Consider the following 18,610-nt stretch of genomic DNA (forward strand, 5'->3'; position numbering starts at 1 on the left):
CCCGGAGCGGGCCGGACAGGAAGGCACCCCCGCCATGATCTCCCCGATCGACCACTTCGTGAACGGCGCCCGCGTGCCGGGCCGCTCGGGCCGGACGGCGCCCGTCTTCAACCCGGCCACCGGCGAGCAGACCGGCGCGGTGGCGCTCGCGAGCCGCGACGAGGTCGAGGCGGCGGTGGCGAGCGCCCGGGCGGCCTTCCCGGCCTGGGCGGCCACCCCGCCCCTGCGCCGCGCCCGCATCCTCAACCGGTTCCTCGGCCTCCTGGAGGCGCGCGCCGACGCGCTCGCCGCCGTGATCACCGCCGAGCACGGCAAGGTGCTCTCCGACGCCAAGGGCGAGATCCTGCGCGGCATGGAGGTGGTTGAATTCGCCACCGGCGCGCCGCAGCTCCTCAAGGGCGAGGTGACCGAGAATGTCGGCACCCGGGTCGATTCCCACTCCCTGCGCCAGCCGCTCGGCGTGGTGGCCGGCATCACCCCCTTCAACTTCCCGGCCATGGTGCCGATGTGGATGTTCCCGGTCGCCCTGGCCTGCGGGAACTGCTTCATCCTGAAGCCCTCCGAGCGCGATCCCTCCGCCGCCCTGCTGCTCGCCGAGTGGCTGCGGGAGGCGGGCCTGCCCGACGGCGTCTTCTCGGTGGTGCAGGGCGACAAGGAGGCGGTCGACGCGCTCCTGCTCAGCCCCGGCGTGAACGCGGTGAGCTTCGTCGGCTCGACCCCGATCGCCCGCCACATCTACGCGACCGCGACGAGCCAGGGGAAGCGCGCCCAGGCGCTCGGCGGCGCCAAGAACCACATGATCATCATGCCGGACGCCGACCTCGACCAGGCGGTCGACGCGCTGATGGGCGCCGCCTACGGCTCGGCGGGCGAGCGCTGCATGGCGGTCTCGGTGGCGATGCCGGTGGGCGAGAAGACCGCCGACGCGCTGATCGCGCGGCTGGTCCCGAAGGTGCGCGCGCTGAAGGTCGGCCCCGGCACCGATCCGGAGGCCGAGATGGGGCCGCTCGTCACGCGCCAGCACCTCGACAAGGTGCGCGGCTACATCGATGCGGGCGTGGCCGAGGGGGCGGAGCTCCTGGTGGACGGACGCGGCCTGACCCTGCAGGGCTACGAGAACGGCTTCTTCGTCGGCGGCACGCTGTTCGACCGCGTCACGCCCGAGATGCGGATCTACAAGGAGGAGATCTTCGGGCCGGTGCTCGCCGTGGCCCGCGTCCCCGATTACGCCACGGCGGCGGAGCTCATCAACGCGCACGAATTCGGCAACGGCACGGCGATCTTCACCCGGGACGGCGACGCCGCGCGGGAATTCGCCCACCAGATCGAGGTCGGGATGGTCGGCATCAACGTGCCGATCCCGGTCCCGATGGCCTTCCACTCCTTCGGCGGCTGGAAGGCGTCGCTGTTCGGCGACCACCACATGCACGGGCCGGAGGGCGTCCGGTTCTACACCCGCCTCAAGACGATCACGACCCGCTGGCCGACCGGCATCCGGGCGGGGGCCGACTTCGTGATGCCCACCATGCAGTGATCCCACCGGCCCGGGATGCCGACGCACCGGGCCGTCGACCCTCTCGAATGCGCGCCCCAAGCCGGCAGCTCGGCGACGAGTCGAGAACGGACCCGCCGGTCATGTCCCATGACCGCTGGAATCAGGCGGGGCCGGGGTCGCCCGGCCCGCGGCCGGGTCAGGGGATCAGCCCCAGGCTGCGGCCCGCCTCGACGGGCCGCAGGACGCCGTGGCCGCGCTCGGCGTTCCACCCCGGGGGCCCGGTCTGGAGGGCGGTCGCGCGCAGGACCTGCGCCATCGCGGCGGCGGAGGTGGTGGCCGGCTTCGCCCGGGTGCGGAGCGCCGCGACGCAGCCGGCGGCGACCGCGCAGGCCGCCGAGGTCCCGCCGTCGGGCGTGAACCGGCTCCGGCTGAGCGAGCCGAGGAAGTGGCTGTAGGCCGTCACGTCCGGCTTCTGCGGCGTCATCCCGGCGATCGACGGACCCTTGGCGGAGTAGCCCAGCCGGTCCCCGGCGGTCGTGCAGGCGGCCAGCGTGAGCACCTCCGGATAGGCGTTGGCGCCCATGATCGCGCCCTGCACCCGCTGCAGGCACGGCGCCGCCGGGCATTCGGGCCCGCAATTCGAGCCCGCGAACACGACGTCGGTGCCGCTCTGCGTCAGGGCGCGGACGTAGAACCGGAACGGATGGTTCGGGTTGTCGACGTAGCGGCCCGGATGGCCCTGGGGGAAGTCGAGGCTCGGGTGGTAGATGCCCCAGCTGTTGCTCACCACGAGCGCCGCGAGGCCGGCCGGCGGCCCGGTGAGCAGCCAGCGGGTGATCAGGAACCAGTAGGCCTGGATCGCCGCCCCGACCGTCCCGGCCGCCGAGTGATCGCCGGCCGAGCGGGCGGCGAGGGCGGGCACGTCGAGCAGGGTGGCCTTCGGCGCCGCGATCAGCGCGTCGAAGGCGCACATCGTGCCGTGCCCGACCCGGTGCCTGCCCGGCACGGAGACGATGGTGGTGGGCGACCAGGACTGGCCGGCGTCGAGGAGCGGCGGCGTGCCGAGCCGCGCGGCGAGCCGCGCCAGGGAGATGCCGCCATCCACGATGGCGATCGCGACGCCGCTGCCGTCGAGCCCGTTCTGGGCGAGCAGGGCGGTGTCGAGCCGCGTCCGCACGTCCGCCTCGGTCCCGACCGCCCGGCTGCTGCCGCAGGTCAGGGTGGTGCCGACCTCGGCGTCGGAAGAGACCGCGCCGCCGTCGAGCGTGGCGGGGATCTCGCCGGAGCCGGGCACCGGGATGATGGCGCGCACCAGGAACCGCTCCGACCGGCGCGGGTCGAGGGACAGGGGGGAGATCTCCCGCGCCCCCGCTCCCGGGCCGATCGGGATCGCCCCGAACGCGCGGTCGAGCCTCACCCCGTCCGGAACCCGGTAGGCGTCCAGCCAGCGGTCGGGCGGCTCGCGCGCCGCCACGCTCTCGGCGGCCCGCACCAGGGCCGGATCGCTCGGCCTCTCCCAGAGAACGCGACGGAACCCGGAATGCGGGACATTGCGCGCCACGGACGCCTCCCCTCTTCGCCGCGAGAGCCTCCTGCGCCGAAGCGGCGACCGCTTCGGCGCTGCGGGCTCAGGCCCATTCCGCCTGCGCCGCCGCCAGCGTGTCCTTGTAGAGCTGGCACTGCTTGATGAAGGGCTTCAGCTGCAGGCCGACGTCGAGGCCGACATCCACGTCCTGGCGGAAGTGCAGGCCCGCGATGACGCGGTTGAAGCCGACCCGCGCGGCCAGCGCGGTCAGGGCCTGGGCCTGGGCCTGGGCTGGGGGCGGGAAGAGTTCCGCCAGGCAGGCGGAGGTGAAGCTCCCGATCAGGGCGTGGCCGGCCGGGTAGGAGGAGTGGCCCGGGACCGGCACCGGGGGGTAGAGCGTCGGGCAGACCTGGGACGGCCGCGGCCGCGCCGGGTGGCGCAGCTTCAGCACCATCATGGCCAGTTCGCCGCACCGCGCGATCAGCTTCATCAGCAGGTAGGTCTGCGGATGGGAGGCCCTGCTGATGTTCAGCAGCTGCAGCCAGCAGGTCTGGAAGTTCTGGTGCTGCTGGACGATCTCCGGGAGCGCGTCCGGCCGCTCGGTGATCGCCAGGAGCAGGAGGTCGTCGATCATCGGCTGGGTGATGGCGGCCGGCGCCGGCAGCGCGATCGCGGCGTCCCAGGTCTTGGTGCCGACCTTCGCCTTCATGAATTGCGGCAGGATGGCGAGCGCGATCAGGTCGGGATCCCATTCGGAGGCCCGGAAGGTGGCGGTGAGGTCGGCCTGAACCGGGATCTCCGCCAGCGGCCGGTCGGCCCGCATGGCGAAGACCTGCGGGCCGGGCGAGGCCGCCGCGTCGACCCAGTTGCCGCCCATCGGGCTGATCCAGTTGCCGCCCAGCGCGTCGAACCAGTTGCCTCCCATTACCCCCTCCGATCCGCCCGGGGGGCCGGCTCCGGTCATGCGTGCGGCAGCCCGGCCCGCTCCAGCCTGTCGATGAATTCTTCTAACAGAATTCCTGAAAAAGGACACCTTGCCGCGTAAGCTCTCAGGCGAAAAGCCGGCTGCACCGAGAGGATCGCCCGGGCGGCAAGATTGGCTTCCGGAATTCTTTCCAGAGCAACCAGTGTTGCCGCAAGAATTCTCAAATTTGCGCAGAGCCTCGGATTGAGCAGAAAGGTTTTTTGCGCCCAGATCAGCGCCTCCTCGTAGTTTCTGCTGAGATAATGAGCCTGACCAAGAAACATGAGATAGAAGTATGATTGCACGTCGACTGGGGAAATACGCAGCCCCTGCTCCGCACGGGTGACGGCAGCCTCCCCTTGTCCGACATAGCCGTAGACGCCGCTGCTGAGCGTCCAGGCCATCGCGTTGCCGGGCGAGGCTTCGAGGGCACGCTCGAAGATCAGCATCGCGTTGGCGTATTCGCGGAAGAAGAGCGCCTTGGTGTGGCCGTAGACCGCGAGCGCGAAGCCGTCCGCCGGGTCGCGCTCGATGGCGGCGACCGCGAGGCGCGTGGCCTCCTCGGCCTCGGAGCCGACGTCGGCGGCCCAGCCCTGCGCCACGTTGTGGATGTGCCAGAGGGCCGCGTACGCGAAGGAGGTGGCGTAGGTCTCGTCCGCCCGCATCGCGTCCTGCAGGAGTTCGCGGGCCTTCGGGAATTCGGGACTGCGCATGAGGTACATGGCGTCGACCGCCTGCAGCACGAGTTCGTAGGCGTTCCGGTTCTCGGAGCGCTTGCGCAGCGCGCGCTTCAATTCGGCCTCGCGGACGTGGGGGGCGATGCTCCACAGGATGCGGGTGGCGATGCGGCTCTGCAGCGCGAAGATGTCGGCCGTCGACCCGTCGTAGCGGTCGGCCCAGATCACGACGCCGGTCTCCTGGTCGGCGAGGCTGGCGTTGATCCGCAGCCTCGCCCCGTTGACCGCCACGGACCCGCTGAGCACGTAGCGCACGCCGAGTTCCCGGCTGACCCGCCTGCGGTCGACGCCCCGGCCCTGGTAGGGCAGGGTGGAGCTGCGCGAGATGACCAGCAGCCCGCGCACGCTCTGCAGCGCCACGATCAGGTCGTTGGCCAGTCCCATGCCGATGTAGTCGGAGCCGGCCTCGCGCCCCTCGGTGCGGAAGGGCAGCACGGCGATCGACGGAACCTTGGCCTTCAGCCGGCGCAGCGGCCGCGCCGCCGGGTCGGTGTCGGGCTGGTGCCCCAGCACCGAATAGGCGCGCACCGGCGTCGCCATGTTCTTGAGGTGGGTCGGGCCGAGATCGACCGCCTTGATCCGCGCGCGCGGCGCGACCGCGTCGAAGACGGGCTTGGAGATGATGATGCCGCCCGGCGGCGCCATCTCCTGCAGGCGCGCCGCGATGTTGACGCCGCGGCCGAACACGTCGCCGGAATCGACGATCGTGGAGGCGACGTTGACGCCGATCCGGAACCGGATCCTGCGCTCGCCCGGCTGGGCGCGCTCGGTGGCGGCGACCTCGTCCTGCAGCTGGATCGCGCAGGCGACCGCGTCGAGCGGCGAGTCGAAGGACGCGATCAGGCCGTCGCCGGTGTTCTTGACGATGCGGCCCCGGAAGGAGACGACGCAGGGATCGATGGTGCGGACCCGGAGCGCGCGCAGCCGGGTGTGGGTGTCCTCCTCGGCGATCTCGGCCAACCGCGAGTAGCCCACCACGTCGGCCGCCAGGATCGCGAGCGTGCTGCGGGCGATCCCCTCGGCCGGCCCAGCCGGATCCCCCGTGTCGGCCATCCGTGGCTCCCCATTGGCCATTCGAAACGAGCGATCCCGATGGAGCAGTGCATCGCGGGCAATCGCCGCTCCTTACCATAGTCGGTCACCGCTGGGGAGCAGCCGCCCGGCCCGGTCCGCACCGTCGAGGCACGAACAGGACCGCAACCGTGCGAGTCGATCGGGGTCGCAATTGCGGGACATCGCGGCCGAGCGGGCGTCCTTGCAGGGAACGACATCTTGGGTAACGAGAAATGTCGTGACACTGATCCTGCGGGTCGTGGCGAAACTGGTGGCAAGGGGATCGGCGGGGACCTCGCCGCGCGGCTGTCCGGCCCCTCCCGGCGGGGCGCGCGAACCGGAGACCGCGTCCGGCCGGGCGGGCGGCGGATCGCCGGGGGGCCCTCGCGGGTTGGCCCGGGGTGTCGCGGCGCGCGGGATCGCGGCGCCGATCCGCACCGGAGGCCCGGCATGGACGATCCCTACGATCTCGCGCGGTTCGTCGCCGCGCAGCGCGGCACCTACGATCAGGCCCTGCGCGAGCTGACGGCCGGGCGCAAGCGGAGCCACTGGATGTGGTTCATCTTCCCGCAGGTCGCGGGGCTCGGATCCAGCGCCATGGCGCAGCGCTACGCCATCGGCGGTCTGCCGGAGGCCCGGGCCTACCTCGCCCATCCCCTGCTGGGCGAGCGGCTGCGCCGCTGCACCGCGGCCGCGACCGCGCTGACCGGCTGCACGGCGCAGGACCTGTTCGGCTCCCCGGACGACATGAAGTTCCGCTCCAGCATGACGCTGTTCTCCCGCGCGGCGCCGACCGAGCCGGGGTTCCGCGCGGCCCTCGACCTCTATTACGGCGGCCGGGAGGATCCGCGCACCCTCGAGCGACTGGGGCTGTGAGGGGCCCTCCTTCCCGGATCTCCCCCTGCGGTGCGGCCGCGCGGGCCCGCACGGGCGCGGGGCGCGCGGTCCCGCCCTCAGGTGCCCTTCTCCTCACTTGCCCTTCTTCGCCCGGAACACGACCGGGATCGCGAAGGTGAGGCCCTCGTCGGCCACGAGGGGCGGCGGCGGCGGGACCGGATCGGCGCGCTGCATCATCGCCAGGGCCGCGCGGTCGAGCGCCGCGTCGCCCGATCCCGCGCTGACGGAGGCCGAGGCGACGCGGCCGAGGCGGTCGAGCACGAAGGTCACCGTCACCTGGCCGGTCGCCTGGGCGGCGCCGCTCGGGTAGCGCTTGTGCCGGTCGAGATGGGCGAGGAGCTGCTTCTGCCACGTCACCCGGGCGCGCCGCGCGCTCTCGCCCGTTCCCAGCACCGGGGCGGTCGAGCGCGGCGCCTCCCGCATCGTCTCGGAGGTCGGGACGGCGGCCGCCTCCGAGGCGACGGATTCCTGCGAGGCGCTCGTCTCCGTCCGCTTGACCTCGGGCTTGTCCTCCTGCGGCTTGCGCGTCGCGTCGGGCGAGACGATCCGGTCGGGATCCTCCGCCTCGGTCGGCACGGCCTTCGGCAGCTCGGTCGGGGTCTCGGTCGCCTGCTGCTGGACCATGGCCTGCGCGGCCGCGGCCTCCTCCGCCTCGGGGCCCGGCGGCAGGTCGGAGGGCTCGCGGCGCGGCGCGGCCATCTCCAGGCCGATCTCCAGCGCGCTCGCGCCGAGGTCGTCGGACTCGTCGGGCACCGCCGCGCCGAGGGCGAGGACGAGGCCGCTCGCGTGCAGCGCCAGCACGAAGGCGCCGGCCGCGAGCCAGATCGGCCAGGCCGTCCGCCCCACCCGCCCGATCGCGGCCTCGCCGCGAGCCGGTCCGGTCATCGCGGCGCGGGAGGCGCGCCGCCGGCCCCCCTCGCATCCGCGCCGGGCGCTCCCTCCAGCGCGACGAGGGCCACCTTGAGGTAGCCGCCGGCGCGCAGGATCTCCAGCACGTCCATCATCTCGCCGTAGGGCACGGCGCGGTCGGCGCGCAGGAAGATGCGCCGGTCCTTTCGCCCGTCGCCCTGCCCGTCGAGGGTGCGCGCGAGGTCGACCCGCTTGACCGGCGTCTCGCCGATCGCCACCGCGAGATCCGCCTTGATCGTCACGTAGGTCGGCTTGTCGGGCTTCTTCTGCGGCAGGGCGCTCGACGAGGGCAGGTCGATCGGCAGGTCGACCGTCGAGAGCGGCGCGGCCACCATGAAGATGATCAGGAGGACGAGCATCACGTCGATGAACGGGGTGACGTTGATCTCGTGCGCCTCGCCGAAATCGTCGCCGTCGTCCTCGTCGCCGCCCAGTGCGACCGCCATCGGGGCCTCCCGGCTACTCGGCCGCGCGGGCGAGCGACAGGCGCCGCCCGGCCTCGCCGTCGCGGTCGAGATCCCGCGACAGCAGGCGCTGGGCGGCCCCGGAGGCCCGCTGGACGAGCTCGCCGTAGCCGCGCGTCGCCCGCGCGAAGTGGTTGTAGACGATCACCGCCGGGATCGCCGCGGCGAGGCCGATGGCGGTGGCGAGCAGCGCCTCGGCGATCCCGGGCGCCACCACGGCGAGGTTGGTGGTCTGGGCCCTCGCGATCCCGATGAAGCTGTTCATGATGCCCCAGACGGTGCCGAACAGCCCGACGAAGGGCGAGATGGCGCCGATCGTCGCCAGCGCGCCCATGCCGCGGCGGGCGGTGCGGCCCTCCGCCTTCACGATCTCCGCGCAGCGGGAGGCGGCGCGCTCCTTGATGCCCTCGCCGAGGCCGCGCGAGATCCGCACCTCGTCGAGGATGGCCGCCACGAGCCGGTCGAGCACGGTGTCGCGCCCGCCGAGCTCCCGCTCGGCCTCGGCGAGGCTGCCCGCGCCGGCGACGCGGCCGAGGGCCCGGCCGAGGCCGCGCCGCGCCAGGCCGAGCTCGACCGTCTTGGCGGCCAGGATCGTCCAGGTCACCACCGAGGCGAGGGCGAGCCCGGACATCACGATCTTCACCAGGATGTCGGCATTCAGGAACATCGCCCAGGGCGACAGGTCGTGGATCTGCGGCGCCGCGGCGGCCGGCCGGGCGGCGGGCTCCGCCCGGTCCGCCTGCGGCGCGCGGGCCGGTTCGGCGGCCGCGGGCGGCGCCTCGGCCGGCGCCGCCGAAGCGGGCGCGGCCGCCGAAGCGGGCGCGGCCACCGAAGCGGGCGCGGCCACCGAAGCGGGCGCGGCCGCCGGAGCGGGCGCGGCCGCGTCGGGCGGCGCGGCGGCGCCCTGCGGCTGCGCCCGCCCCGGGGCGCCGGCGAGGCCGAGCAGGGCCAGGATCAGCCACGCGCCGAGCCCGGCGCGGAAGGCCGCGGACGCCCGCCGCCGGCGCGGCGCGGCGCGCTCCCTCGGATCTCTGCCCCTCATCCTCTGGTCCCTCGCCCTCATACCTCGGCCCATGTGCGGATCAGGTTGTGGTAGATCCCCGCCAGCCTGACGACTTCGGCGTGATCCTGGCCCAGCTCCGCCGCGAGACCCTGGATGGCGCCGTCGAGGTCGTAGATCAGGCTGCGCGCCTGAGGGCTGCGGACCATGCTCTGCAGCCAGAAGAACGAGGCCACCCGGGTGCCGCGGGTCACCGGGGTGACCCGGTGCAGGCTGGAGGACGGGTAGAGGACGAGGTCCCCGGCCGGCAGCTTCACCTCCTGCGTGCCGTAATAGTCCTCGGCCACCAATTCGCCGCCGTCGTACTCGTCGGGCTCGGCCAGGAACAGCGTCACGGACAGGTCGGTCCGGATGCGCAGCCCCGTCAGGGGATCGCCCCGCACGGCGTTGTCGACGTGCATCCCGAAATGGTGCCCCTCGCCGTAGCGGTTGAAGAGCGGCGGGAAGATCTGGAGCGGGATCGCCGCCGAGACGAAGTGCGGGTTGGCGAGCAGGGCCCGCACGACCCGCGCGCCGAGCTGGCGCGCCACCTCGCCGTCGGGCGGCAATTGCTCGTTGCGCTTCACGAGCGCCGATTGCGCGCCGGCCGTGGCGCGGCCGTCCTCCCACTCCGCCGCGTCCATGATGCGGCGGAACTCGGCGACCTCGTCCTTGCTCAGGACCTCCGGGATGCAGACCAGCATGATTCAGAACTTCGCCTGCGCGATGAGGTAGACGCTGCGGCCCGGGGCGATGAAGGTGAAGGGCGCGTCGCTGCGATAGAAGGCGTCGTAGTACTTCCGGTCGAACAGGTTCTGACCGTACAGCTTCACGGTCAGGTTCTCGCTGACCTTCGCCTCCAGGAAGGCGTCGAAGCGCCAGTAGGAGGGCAGCACGTTGTTGTTGGAGGCGAGCGTGCCGCCGGAGATGCGGGAATTGTTGACCGCCTGCAGGCCGAATTCGAGCCAGTTCGTGACCTTGTACTTGGTCAGCATGCTGAAGGAGCGGTGGGCGATGTTGGCGAGCCGGTAGCCGATGGTGGCCGGGTTGGCGCTCTTGGTGACCTTGGTGTCCATGATCACGTAGCCGCCGAAGACGCTCCAGCGGTCGGTGATCTTGCCGGCGAGTTCGAGGTCGACGCCCTCCACGCGGTAGGCCGCGTCCGCCACTATGGTGGCGGCCGCGCCCGTGCCGACGGTCTCGCGGGCATTCTCCTTCGTGGTGCGGAACAGGGCCGCGGTCGCGAGCAGGTGGCGGTCGAACAGCTCCGCCTTGACGCCCACCTCCTCGGCGGTGTTCAGCTCCGGCCCGAACACTTGGTTGACGGTCGCGGTCGGGCTGAGGCCGCCATAGGCCGAGCTCGACGCGTCGAGCTCGGCCCCGACCGGGTTCGACGAGGTCGCGTAGGCCCCGTAGAGGCTCAGGAACGGCTGCGGCTTCACCGTCAGGCCGACATTGTAGTTCAGCAGGCCCGAATGCGCCCGCACCGTGCTGTTGCCGCTCGTCGAGGAGACGTTGTAATCGTCGTAGCGGACGCCGCCGTTCAGGAGGACGACGTCCTCGTAATTGGCGGTCTCGATCAGGTAGGCCGCCTTGGTGTCGACCGGGATGGTGGTCGGGTTGCCGGCCCGGTAAGGCTTGCGGGCGAAGGGCAGGAGGTTGGGCGGCGCCAGGATGTTGACGCCGGTCAGGCTGCCGGTGCCCGTGAAGGTGCCGCCGGTTCCGGCGCTCGACAGTTCCGAGCGCAGCCCCGCATAGGTGTCGCGGCCGACATTCTCGCGGCTGATCTCGCTGCCGATCACGGCCGTGTGCAGGATCGGCCCGGTCGCGAACTTGAAGGTCGCGTCGGCGACGTCCGCCACGACGTCGACGGTCTGGTAGCGGCTCTGCGGGCTCAAGGTCAGGGTCGTGCCGGCGAGGTTGCCGTTGGCCGGGATCACCGGCGCCTGGGGCAAGGTGCCGACGTAGTCGAGCACGGAATGCGCGGCGCGGAAGCGGTTGCTCAGCTTGATGCCGTCGGACGGCGCGTACTCGGCCGTCAGGGTGCCGGTATCCTGCTGGACGCGGTAGAAGTCGCGGTTGACGAAGCCGTAATAGGTGTCCCGCGGGACGATGCTCTCGGTGAAGGGCCGGCGCACCCGCACGTTGAAGGGCACGCCGAAATCCGGGAGGCTGTCCAGGTCCGTGTGGAAGTAGTTCGCCGTGAAGGTCCAGCCGTCGGCCGGCTTCAGGGTCACGGCCACGGCGGCGCCGGCGCGGTCGTCGTAGACGGAGTTGCGGCCCGCGACGCCGGCCTCCTGGTAGAGGCCGTTCACCCGCACGGCCAGGGCCGGGCTGATCACCTGGTTGACGTCGAGGGTGACGCGCCGGGTCGCGTCAGTGCCGAGCTGCCCCTCGCCCCTGACGAAATCCGCGAAGCCCGCCTGCTTGGTGACGATGTTGACGGCGCCGCCCGCGGTGCCGCGGCCCGCGAAGGTCGAGGCGGGCCCCCGCAGGATCTCGATCTGCTCGGTGAAGAAGTTCTCGCGCACGCTGACCGACGGGTCGCGGATGCCGTCGATGAAGACGTCGTTGCGCGCGTCGAAGCCGCGGATGAAGAACCGGTCCCCGAAGGCGTTGCCGCCCTCGCCGGTGCCGAGCGTCACGCCCGCGGTGGTGCGCGCGAGGTCGCGGAAGCTCGTCGCGTTCTTGTCGTTGAGGACCTCCCGCGTCACCACGGTGATCGATTTCGGCGTGTTCAGGATCGGCTGCGTGAAGCGGTTGGAGGCGAGGCGGTCCGCCTTGTAGGGCGCGGCCGGGTCCGCGTAGGGGCTGCCGCCCACGTCGAGCTGCGCCAGGGCCGCGGCGCCGCCCGCGGCGGGGCTGGGCGCGGGCGCCGCGACGGGCGGCGCCGCCACCTGCCGGGCGCGCACGACCTGGCGCAGGGCCGTGCGGGCCTTCACCTGCGCCTTGGTCGGCTGCGGGGCCGGCGGGCGCGGCCGGACGATCGGGGCATCGACGTTGAGCGGGGGCAGCGCCGCGGCCGGAGCCTGCTGGGCCTGGGCGGTCCCGACCGACCCCACGGCGACCGCGCAGGCCATGCCGACCGCGCCCTTCGGATCCGCCAGCATCGTCGGATGGCTGTGACCGGCCCGACGCCGGAGATGCGGAACTGGCTTCGGCCGCTTCACGGATGGTGCCCCCTGTATGGATGCCGCGCCACGCCTCGGGCCGGACATGAAAGCTAAAAAAGGCAGGATAATTTTCCAGTCAATCGCCGTAGTTTGGAATTATAATAAGGAATATCACAGCAATCGCAGTTATCTAACGCAGAGGTAGAGTCCCTGATTAGACTTTTTCCAAGAATGATCTGCGGATCTCGCTGGCGTCGAGATTTCCCCTTGTGCGATCAGGGCCTTGCTGCGTCGCCGGGAGGGCGCCGGGGCCGGATCCGTTGAAAGATTGCCATTTAAGGTTGTATTGTTGCAAGGCAGCAACAACCCGAACCTTTCCGGAAACGGGCGGGATGACGGCCCGCACTCCGGTCGAGCGCCCTCATTCCCGGCTCGGGGGCTTCATCAGGGCGAACAGCTCGTCGACGGCCGCCAGGGCGCTCGCCCGCACCCGCCCCTCGTCGGCGGCGCCCGCGATGCGCACGCCCCCGACCACCGCCCGGATCTCGTCGCGGAATTCGCTGAGGAACCCCACCGGGTCGCGCGTCTCGCCGGCCATCCGGGCGATGACGCCGGTGAGAAGGATCTGCACGCCGAGCATCCGTCCGTTCAGTTCGTCCATCCGTGGCATCCTCGCGCGAGGGGCCGGCGCTCCGGCGCGGACCCCGTGGCCGGGCGCCCCGGGGGCGCTCCCGCGCACCGGGGCGGGGCAGCCCCTGTTCCGGCCCAGCTACCGGGAGCCGGGCCGGTCGCGCAAGATGAAACCCCCATCTCGCGCCGCCGCACAGATTTGAATGAGAATAAATCAGGGTGAGCGAGGGCGTCGCAGCTCCGGTGACGCGGCATTCCCGCGACTCGTCTGCCGCTGCTCTTGGCTGCTACTCTTGGCAGCCGCTCTTGGCAGTCGCTCTTGGCAGCCGCTCTTGGCTTCCGCCCGGGCCGGGCGCCGCCCCGCGGCCGGTTCCCGGCCGGGCGGAGGGGGAACGCCCGTCGGGCGAGGCGGGACGAGGGCGAGCGCGACGCGGACATTCGGCCGGTCGAAAGCTGAGGAAGGTCGCCGCCCGCCCGCGATCGGACCGGCAGAGACCGTCGCGGCGCCAGATCCGCCCGGATTTGTCCGGCCGGAACGCCGACCGAAATTTCCGACGCGGCCGGATCATCGGCCTTCTCAATCGAGGCGCTTCGCCTATAAGGGAGTTACAGACATCCTTGTCTTGCGTAGTCCATCCGCTTCGCCGCATCCGCCTGTCGAATGCGGGTTGTCGTGCGGCGTGCGCGATCTTCCGGCCCCGAGCGGGGCGAGACACTGAGCGTGTGCGTGAGAGGAATTCGGCATGACCGCCGAACACGGCGGCACGCGACCGAATCGGGGGAGGCGAGCGAAGCGAGGACGGTCCCATGCCCGCCAGCCAGACTCACATCGGTCCCGACACGCCGATGGGCGCCACGGCGAGGCCCGGCGGCTGCACTTTCCGGTGCTGGGCCCCGCGCGCCCTCGGCGTGTGGGTGACCGGCTCGTTCAACGGCTGGTCTCCTCGCGCGGAGGCGCAGCGGCTGGTGCGCGATCCCTCCGGCTGCTGGGCCGGCTTCGTACCGGGCGTCGGCGCGGGCGCGCAGTACAAGTTCTACGTCGAGGGGCCGGGCTCGCGGGGATACAAGCGCGACCCTCACGCGCGCGAGATCGTCGCCCCGGACTGGAACTGCGTGGTGACCGATCCGGCGGCCTATCCCTGGCACGATGCGGGGTTCCGCCCGCCGGCCTACGAGGACCTGATCATCTACCAGCTCCATGTCGGGACCTTCTTCGCCGTCGACGCGGCGGGGGCGGACCGGCGCCAGGGCCGGGTCGCCACCTTCCTGGACGCGATCGACCGGATCCCCTACCTCGCCGAGCTCGGCGTCACGGCCGTGCAGCCGCTGCCGATCGTGGAATTCCCGACCGCCTTCAGCCTCGGCTACAACGGCACCGACTATTTCTCGCCGGAATTTACCTATGCGGTGCCGGAGGCCGAACTCGGCCCCTCCCTGCGGCGCGCCAACGCCCTCCTGGCCGCGCGCGGCCACGCCCCCGTGGCGGCGGCCGACATCCGGGACGCCGCCGGGCAGCTGCGCCTGTTCGTCGACCTGCTGCACGTCCACGGCATCGCGGTGCTGTTCGACGTCGTCTACAATCACGCGGGCGGTGATTTCGGCGACGAGAGCCTGTACTTCTTCGACCGGGTCCCGCAGGGCAACAACAACGACAGCCTCTACTTCACGGACCGGGGCTGGGCGGGCGGCCTCGTCTTCGAGTACTGGAACGCCCCGGTGCGCCGGTTCCTGATCGACAATGCCGTGTTCCTGGCCCGGGAATTCCACGTCGACGGGCTGCGCTACGACGAGGTGAGCGTCATCGACGCGTTCGGCGGCTGGTCCTTCTGCCAGGACCTGACGGCGGCCCTGCGCGGCGCCAAGCCCTCGGCCGTGCAGGTCGCGGAGTACTGGGCGCCCGATCAGGCCGCCTGCGTGCGCCCGGCGGCGGAGGGCGGCGCGGGCTTCGACCTCGTCTGGCACGCGGGCCTGCGCGAGAGCGTGCGGCAGGCGCTCGCCCAGGCGGCGGGCGGGCGCGACGCGGACGTGAACCTCGACCCGGTCGCGCAGGCCCTGGCGGCGTGGAACGGCCTCCCGCAGCGCTGGCGCGCGGTCCAGATGCTGGAGAACCACGACGTCCTGCTCGTCGCCCACGAGGCGAAGGACCGGCGCCCGCGCGTCCCGGCCGCCGCCGATCCGTCGAACGCGCGCTCGTGGTACGCGCGCAGCCGCTCGCGGGTCGCGACGGGCCTGCTCCTCACCGGCCCCGGCATCCCGCTCCTGTTCATGGGTCAGGAGTTCCTGGAGGACAAGCTCTGGAGCGATTCCCCCGACGATCCCGACCACCGCATCTGGTGGGACGGCCTGCGGCAGGACCGGGCGATGGCGGATTTCCTGCGCTTCACGCGCGAGCTGATCGGCCTGCGCCGGGCGCAGCCGGCGCTGACCCGCGGCGAGATCAACGTCTTCCACGTCCACAATCTCAACCGCGTCATCGCGTATCATCGCTGGCTGCCGGGCCAGGGGCGGGACGTGGTCGTCGCCGCGAGCTTGGCGGAGGCCACGCGGCACGGCTACGCCCTCGGGTTCCCGCGGGGCGGGACGTGGCGCGAGGCCTTCAACAGCGACGTCTACGACGGCTGGGTCAATCCGGCGGTCGCCGGCAATTCCGGCGCGATCGAGGCGGGCGGCCCGCCGTTGCACGGACTGCCGCACTCGGCGGCGGTGGTCCTGCCGGCCAACGCCGTCGTGGTCTTCGTCAAGGAGGACCCGTGAGCGGTCCGCGGGCCCGGGCCGGGGGAGATCCCGGCGGCCCGGGTCGCGTGATTGACACCCCCGCCGAATTGGCGAAGCATGATCGCAACAGGTGTCGCCACGATCCCGCTCCCCGCCGCCCCGTCCGGGCCGGTCGAGGCGGGAGGACGTCGGCGCGGGCAGGGGGCGGGGAGGAGAGATCCATGAGCAGGATCCACTCGGGACCGTCCGGCGTGCGCGCGGCGTGGCGCGCGGGCGCCGCCGCCCTTCTGCTGGCGACGGGGCCGGCCCTCGCCGACGAGACCTGCCAGTCGCCCTACATGGCCAAGATCACCGGCGTCGAGGATTTCGTCTACGTCTGGACGCTCGGCGTCGAGGGGCTCGGCGACGGCTCGGACAAGCTCGTCACGGTCGACGCGCGCGAGGGCTCGCCGACCTTCGGCAAGCCGATCCACGCGGCCTCGGTGGGCGGCCGGCACGAGGCCCATCACGGCGGCTTCACCGACGACCGCCGCCAGTTCTGGGCGGCCGGGCTGTCCGACAGCAAGATCTTCATCTTCGACGTCGCGTCGGATCCCGGGACGCCGCGCCTCGTCAAGGTGATCGAGGATTTCGTCGAGAGGAGCGGCGGGGCGGCCGGCCCGCACGGCGCCTACGCGCTGCCGGGCCGCATGCTCATCCCGAGCCTCTCGAACCGGGACGGCACCGGGCGGGCGGCCCTCGTCGAGTATTCCAACGGCGGCGACTACATCGCGACCCACTGGCTGCCGACCGACGCGGCCCCGAACGGCGCCCGGATCGAGGCCCGGGCCGACGGCTACGGCTACGACGCGCGCGTGCTGCCGCGCCGCAACGTGATGCTGACCTCGTCCTTCACGGGCCTCGAGAACTACATGCGCCCGCTCGCCGAGGTCGTGGCGGATGCCGAGGCCATGAAGCGCTTCGGCCAGACCATGGTCGTGTGGGATTTCCACGCCCGGCAGCCCCGGTCGGTGCTGCACGTGCCGGGCGTGCCCCTGGAGATCCGCTGGGCCTGGGGGCCGCACCACTCCTACGCCTTCACCTCGACCGCCCTCACGGCGAAGATCTGGCTCGTCCACGAGGATGAGCGCGGCACCTGGAAGGCCGAGGCGGTGGCCGATATCGGCGATCCCTCCAAGCTGCCGCTCCCGGTCGACATCAGCCTCTCGGCGGACGACCGCACCCTGTTCGTGGACACCTTCATGGACGGCACCACGCGCGTCTTCGACGTCTCCGACCCGCACCGGCCGCGGCAGATCTACGAGAAGAAGATCGGCGCGCAGCTCAACATGGTCTCGCAGAGCTGGGACGGCAAACGCCTCTACTACACGAGTTCGCTCCTGGCGAACTGGGACAAGACGGGGGCCGAGAACGAGCAGTTCCTGAAGGCGTATACCTGGGACGGCGCCGCGCTGACGCCGCGCTTCGCGATCGACTTCACGGCCGAGCGTCTCGGGCGCCCGCACATGATGGCGTTCGGGGCGGCCTCGCCCTCCACGAACTGAGCCCGGATGCGACCGGCGGCGCTCCCGCTCCTCGCCGCGGCGCTCGCCGTCGCGGTGCCCGCCTTCGGCGCGGCGGCCCACGAGGGCCACCCGCCCGCGCCCGGCGCCGCGGCCGGCCCCTCCTTCCCGGTGCCGCCGGCCGGGAGCTACCGCCTGCCCCCGATCCGGCCGGCGGCCGGGGGCGTCGTGCTGGACGAGACCGGCCGCCGCCTGGACCTGCTGCGGGACGCGCTGCGCGGCCGCGCGACCGTGCTCGCCCTGATCTACACGCGCTGCGGCGACCTCTGCCCCCTGGCCAGCGCCGACATGGCCCGGCTGCAGGACCTCGCCGCGGCGGACGCGGACCTGTCGCGGCGGATGCGCCTCGTCACGCTGAGCTTCGACCCGGAGCACGACACGCCGGAGGTGATGCGCGCCTTCGCGGCCGCGTGGCGCTCCTCGGACCCGGCGGCGCCCGCCTGGGCCTTCCTCACGGCGCCCGACCGGGACGCCCTCGCGCCGATCCTCGCTGCCTACGACCAGCGGCTCGACCGCCGCCCCGGCGGCGCGCTCGGCCACCTCCTCCGCGCCTTCCTGATCGACCGGCGGGGGCGCATCCGCAACATCTACAGCCTCGACTTCTTCGAGCCGGCCCTCGTCCTGAACGACGTCCGAACCCTGCTGCTGGAGGAGGCCGGACCCGGGGGAGCCGACGGGACCGCCCCGGCGGAGGCGCGGTCGGGGCAGGGGCCGCAACCCGCCCGCCAATGATGCGGCCGGGTTGAGCAAGGTCAATGACGGGCAGCCCAAGATGCCCGCATTCTTGCCGGATGCTCGTCGCCATCACCGCCAGCATCGTCCTCGTGGTCGCCACGATCCTGGTGCTCTACGAGGTGCTGCGGCTCACCTCCGAGCACCTGTCCGACCTCCCGGTGCCGCCGCGCGCCCGCATCCTGGTCGTGGTGCTGGCCGCCTTCGTGGGCCACACCATCGCGGTCTGGATCTACGCCGGGATGTACTGGCTGCTCGTCCTGCGGCTCGGCCACGGGGCCTTCGCGGGCGTCCCGGTCACCTCGTTCGAGGATTGCCTCTACTTCTCGGTGGTCACCTACACGTCGCTCGGCTTCGGAGACCATATTCCGGCCTCGCACACGCGGCTGCTCGCCGGGGTCGAGGCCCTGAACGGGCTCCTGCTGATCGGCTGGTCGGCCTCCTTCACCTACCTGGCCATGGAGCGCTACTGGCCCCTCCACGGCAAGGGGCGGGCCCACCGGGCCGCGCGGGCGCGCCTGCTCCCGCCCGGGGCGGAACCCTGACCCAGGGGTCCCGATCGCGCCAGCCTTGCTCGACCGCACGGGGCGGAGAACGCGCGGGCGAGCGCCGCGGATGCCGAGATACCAATTCGAAACAAAGATATTTCGCCGGCTCATCGCGAGTCGTGGCAGTTCGGACACGGTCCGGATGCGGCAGAAATTATGACGGATTATGACGGCGACCCGCGCGTTGCCGCACCTTAACCATCCCGGCCGAGAGCATCGCTCAGAAT

Annotated in this window: 15 protein-coding genes; 6 read left to right on the plus strand and 9 right to left on the minus strand. The window is 72.1% G+C overall.

Features of this window, described 5'->3' with window-relative positions:
* The first annotated feature begins 34 nt into the window (after window positions 1-34).
* The gene (locus tag MET2598_RS0122015) at window positions 35-1,534 is read left to right on the plus strand and encodes a CoA-acylating methylmalonate-semialdehyde dehydrogenase (RefSeq protein ID WP_018262380.1); all 1,500 of its coding nucleotides are present in this window, start codon (window positions 35-37) and stop codon (window positions 1,532-1,534) included.
* 157 nt (window positions 1,535-1,691) lie between these two features.
* On the opposite strand, the gene MET2598_RS0122020 is transcribed toward MET2598_RS0122015, so the two are convergent.
* From MET2598_RS0122020 to MET2598_RS0122030, 3 genes are all read right to left on the minus strand, one after another.
* Window positions 1,692-3,056, minus strand: a complete 1,365-nt coding sequence (locus tag MET2598_RS0122020; protein ID WP_012331081.1) for a S8 family serine peptidase — start codon at window positions 3,054-3,056, stop codon at window positions 1,692-1,694.
* Between the two features lie 67 nt (window positions 3,057-3,123).
* A complete protein-coding gene (locus tag MET2598_RS43450; protein ID WP_012331080.1) occupies window positions 3,124-3,945 on the minus strand; it encodes a phosphatase PAP2 family protein in 822 nt (273 codons plus the stop codon).
* A 35-nt stretch (window positions 3,946-3,980) separates the two neighbouring features.
* On the minus strand, window positions 3,981-5,774 hold the full coding sequence (locus MET2598_RS0122030) for an adenylate/guanylate cyclase domain-containing protein (RefSeq protein ID WP_012331079.1): 1,794 nt from the start codon (window positions 5,772-5,774) through the stop codon (window positions 3,981-3,983).
* A 450-nt stretch (window positions 5,775-6,224) separates the two neighbouring features.
* Here MET2598_RS0122030 and MET2598_RS0122035 point away from each other — a divergent pair, with 450 nt between their 5' ends.
* Window positions 6,225-6,650: a DUF1810 domain-containing protein gene (locus MET2598_RS0122035; RefSeq protein WP_012331078.1), complete on the plus strand. Its 426-nt coding sequence runs from the start codon at window positions 6,225-6,227 to the stop codon at window positions 6,648-6,650.
* A gap of 93 nt (window positions 6,651-6,743) precedes the next feature.
* Here the strand turns inward: MET2598_RS0122035 and MET2598_RS0122040 are convergent, their stop codons facing one another.
* The 6 genes from MET2598_RS0122040 to MET2598_RS0122065 all read right to left on the minus strand — a co-directional run bounded on the left by MET2598_RS0122040 (window position 6,744) and on the right by MET2598_RS0122065 (window position 12,857).
* Window positions 6,744-7,556 (minus strand): TonB family protein, encoded by an 813-nt coding sequence (locus MET2598_RS0122040; protein WP_018262381.1) that lies wholly within the window; start codon window positions 7,554-7,556, stop codon window positions 6,744-6,746.
* A complete protein-coding gene (gene exbD / locus MET2598_RS0122045; RefSeq protein WP_012331076.1) occupies window positions 7,553-8,026 on the minus strand; it encodes a TonB system transport protein ExbD in 474 nt (157 codons plus the stop codon). The genes MET2598_RS0122040 and exbD overlap by 4 nt, the downstream gene beginning before the upstream one ends.
* Before the next feature lie 13 nt (window positions 8,027-8,039).
* Window positions 8,040-9,086, minus strand: coding sequence for a tonB-system energizer ExbB (gene exbB, locus MET2598_RS0122050; RefSeq protein WP_018262382.1), 1,047 nt, complete (start codon window positions 9,084-9,086; stop codon window positions 8,040-8,042).
* 17 nt (window positions 9,087-9,103) lie between these two features.
* Window positions 9,104-9,787, minus strand: a complete 684-nt coding sequence (locus MET2598_RS0122055; protein ID WP_012331074.1) for a Fe2+-dependent dioxygenase — start codon at window positions 9,785-9,787, stop codon at window positions 9,104-9,106.
* A 3-nt stretch (window positions 9,788-9,790) separates the two neighbouring features.
* Entirely contained in the window at window positions 9,791-12,193 is a 2,403-nt protein-coding gene (locus tag MET2598_RS0122060; RefSeq protein ID WP_018262383.1) for a TonB-dependent receptor, read from the minus strand.
* A gap of 424 nt (window positions 12,194-12,617) precedes the next feature.
* Window positions 12,618-12,857 carry a hypothetical protein gene (locus tag MET2598_RS0122065; protein ID WP_012331073.1) on the minus strand — a complete coding sequence of 80 codons (240 nt, stop codon included), beginning with the start codon at window positions 12,855-12,857 and terminating at the stop codon, window positions 12,618-12,620.
* Between the two features lie 776 nt (window positions 12,858-13,633).
* On the opposite strand from MET2598_RS0122065, the gene MET2598_RS0122070 reads away from it, so the two are divergent.
* From MET2598_RS0122070 to MET2598_RS0122085, 4 genes are all read left to right on the plus strand, one after another.
* Window positions 13,634-15,580: an alpha amylase C-terminal domain-containing protein gene (locus MET2598_RS0122070; protein ID WP_018262384.1), complete on the plus strand. Its 1,947-nt coding sequence runs from the start codon at window positions 13,634-13,636 to the stop codon at window positions 15,578-15,580.
* Between the two features lie 182 nt (window positions 15,581-15,762).
* The gene (locus MET2598_RS0122075; protein WP_012331071.1) at window positions 15,763-17,085 is read left to right on the plus strand and encodes a selenium-binding protein SBP56-related protein; all 1,323 of its coding nucleotides are present in this window, start codon (window positions 15,763-15,765) and stop codon (window positions 17,083-17,085) included.
* A gap of 6 nt (window positions 17,086-17,091) precedes the next feature.
* Window positions 17,092-17,835 carry an SCO family protein gene (locus MET2598_RS0122080; protein WP_012331070.1) on the plus strand — a complete coding sequence of 248 codons (744 nt, stop codon included), beginning with the start codon at window positions 17,092-17,094 and terminating at the stop codon, window positions 17,833-17,835.
* Window positions 17,836-17,894: 59 nt separating this feature from the next.
* Window positions 17,895-18,380, plus strand: coding sequence for a potassium channel family protein (locus MET2598_RS0122085; RefSeq protein ID WP_012331069.1), 486 nt, complete (start codon window positions 17,895-17,897; stop codon window positions 18,378-18,380).
* The last annotated feature ends 230 nt before the right edge of the window (window positions 18,381-18,610 follow it).

This window comes from Methylobacterium sp. WSM2598, assembly GCF_000379105.1.
Taxonomy (GTDB): Bacteria; Pseudomonadota; Alphaproteobacteria; order Rhizobiales; family Beijerinckiaceae; genus Methylobacterium.

Bases quoted from the DNA above. Each gene is read 5' to 3' on its own strand.
- MET2598_RS0122040 (WP_018262381.1), bottom strand. From the start codon at position 7,556: ATGACCGGACCGGCTCGCGGCGAGGCCGCGATCGGGCGGGTGGGGCGG.
- MET2598_RS0122055 (WP_012331074.1), bottom strand. From the start codon at position 9,787: ATGCTGGTCTGCATCCCGGAGGTCCTGAGCAAGGACGAGGTCGCCGAG.
- MET2598_RS0122060 (WP_018262383.1), bottom strand. From the start codon at position 12,193: ATGCTGGCGGATCCGAAGGGCGCGGTCGGCATGGCCTGCGCGGTCGCC.
- MET2598_RS0122070 (WP_018262384.1), top strand. From the start codon at position 13,634: ATGCCCGCCAGCCAGACTCACATCGGTCCCGACACGCCGATGGGCGCC.
- MET2598_RS0122015 (WP_018262380.1), top strand. From the start codon at position 35: ATGATCTCCCCGATCGACCACTTCGTGAACGGCGCCCGCGTGCCGGGC.
- MET2598_RS0122030 (WP_012331079.1), bottom strand. From the start codon at position 5,774: ATGGCCGACACGGGGGATCCGGCTGGGCCGGCCGAGGGGATCGCCCGC.
- MET2598_RS0122075 (WP_012331071.1), top strand. From the start codon at position 15,763: ATGAGCAGGATCCACTCGGGACCGTCCGGCGTGCGCGCGGCGTGGCGC.
- MET2598_RS0122080 (WP_012331070.1), top strand. From the start codon at position 17,092: ATGCGACCGGCGGCGCTCCCGCTCCTCGCCGCGGCGCTCGCCGTCGCG.
- MET2598_RS0122085 (WP_012331069.1), top strand. From the start codon at position 17,895: ATGCTCGTCGCCATCACCGCCAGCATCGTCCTCGTGGTCGCCACGATC.
- exbB (WP_018262382.1), bottom strand. From the start codon at position 9,086: ATGAGGGGCAGAGATCCGAGGGAGCGCGCCGCGCCGCGCCGGCGGCGG.
- MET2598_RS0122035 (WP_012331078.1), top strand. From the start codon at position 6,225: ATGGACGATCCCTACGATCTCGCGCGGTTCGTCGCCGCGCAGCGCGGC.
- MET2598_RS0122065 (WP_012331073.1), bottom strand. From the start codon at position 12,857: ATGGACGAACTGAACGGACGGATGCTCGGCGTGCAGATCCTTCTCACC.
- exbD (WP_012331076.1), bottom strand. From the start codon at position 8,026: ATGGCGGTCGCACTGGGCGGCGACGAGGACGACGGCGACGATTTCGGC.
- MET2598_RS43450 (WP_012331080.1), bottom strand. From the start codon at position 3,945: ATGGGAGGCAACTGGTTCGACGCGCTGGGCGGCAACTGGATCAGCCCG.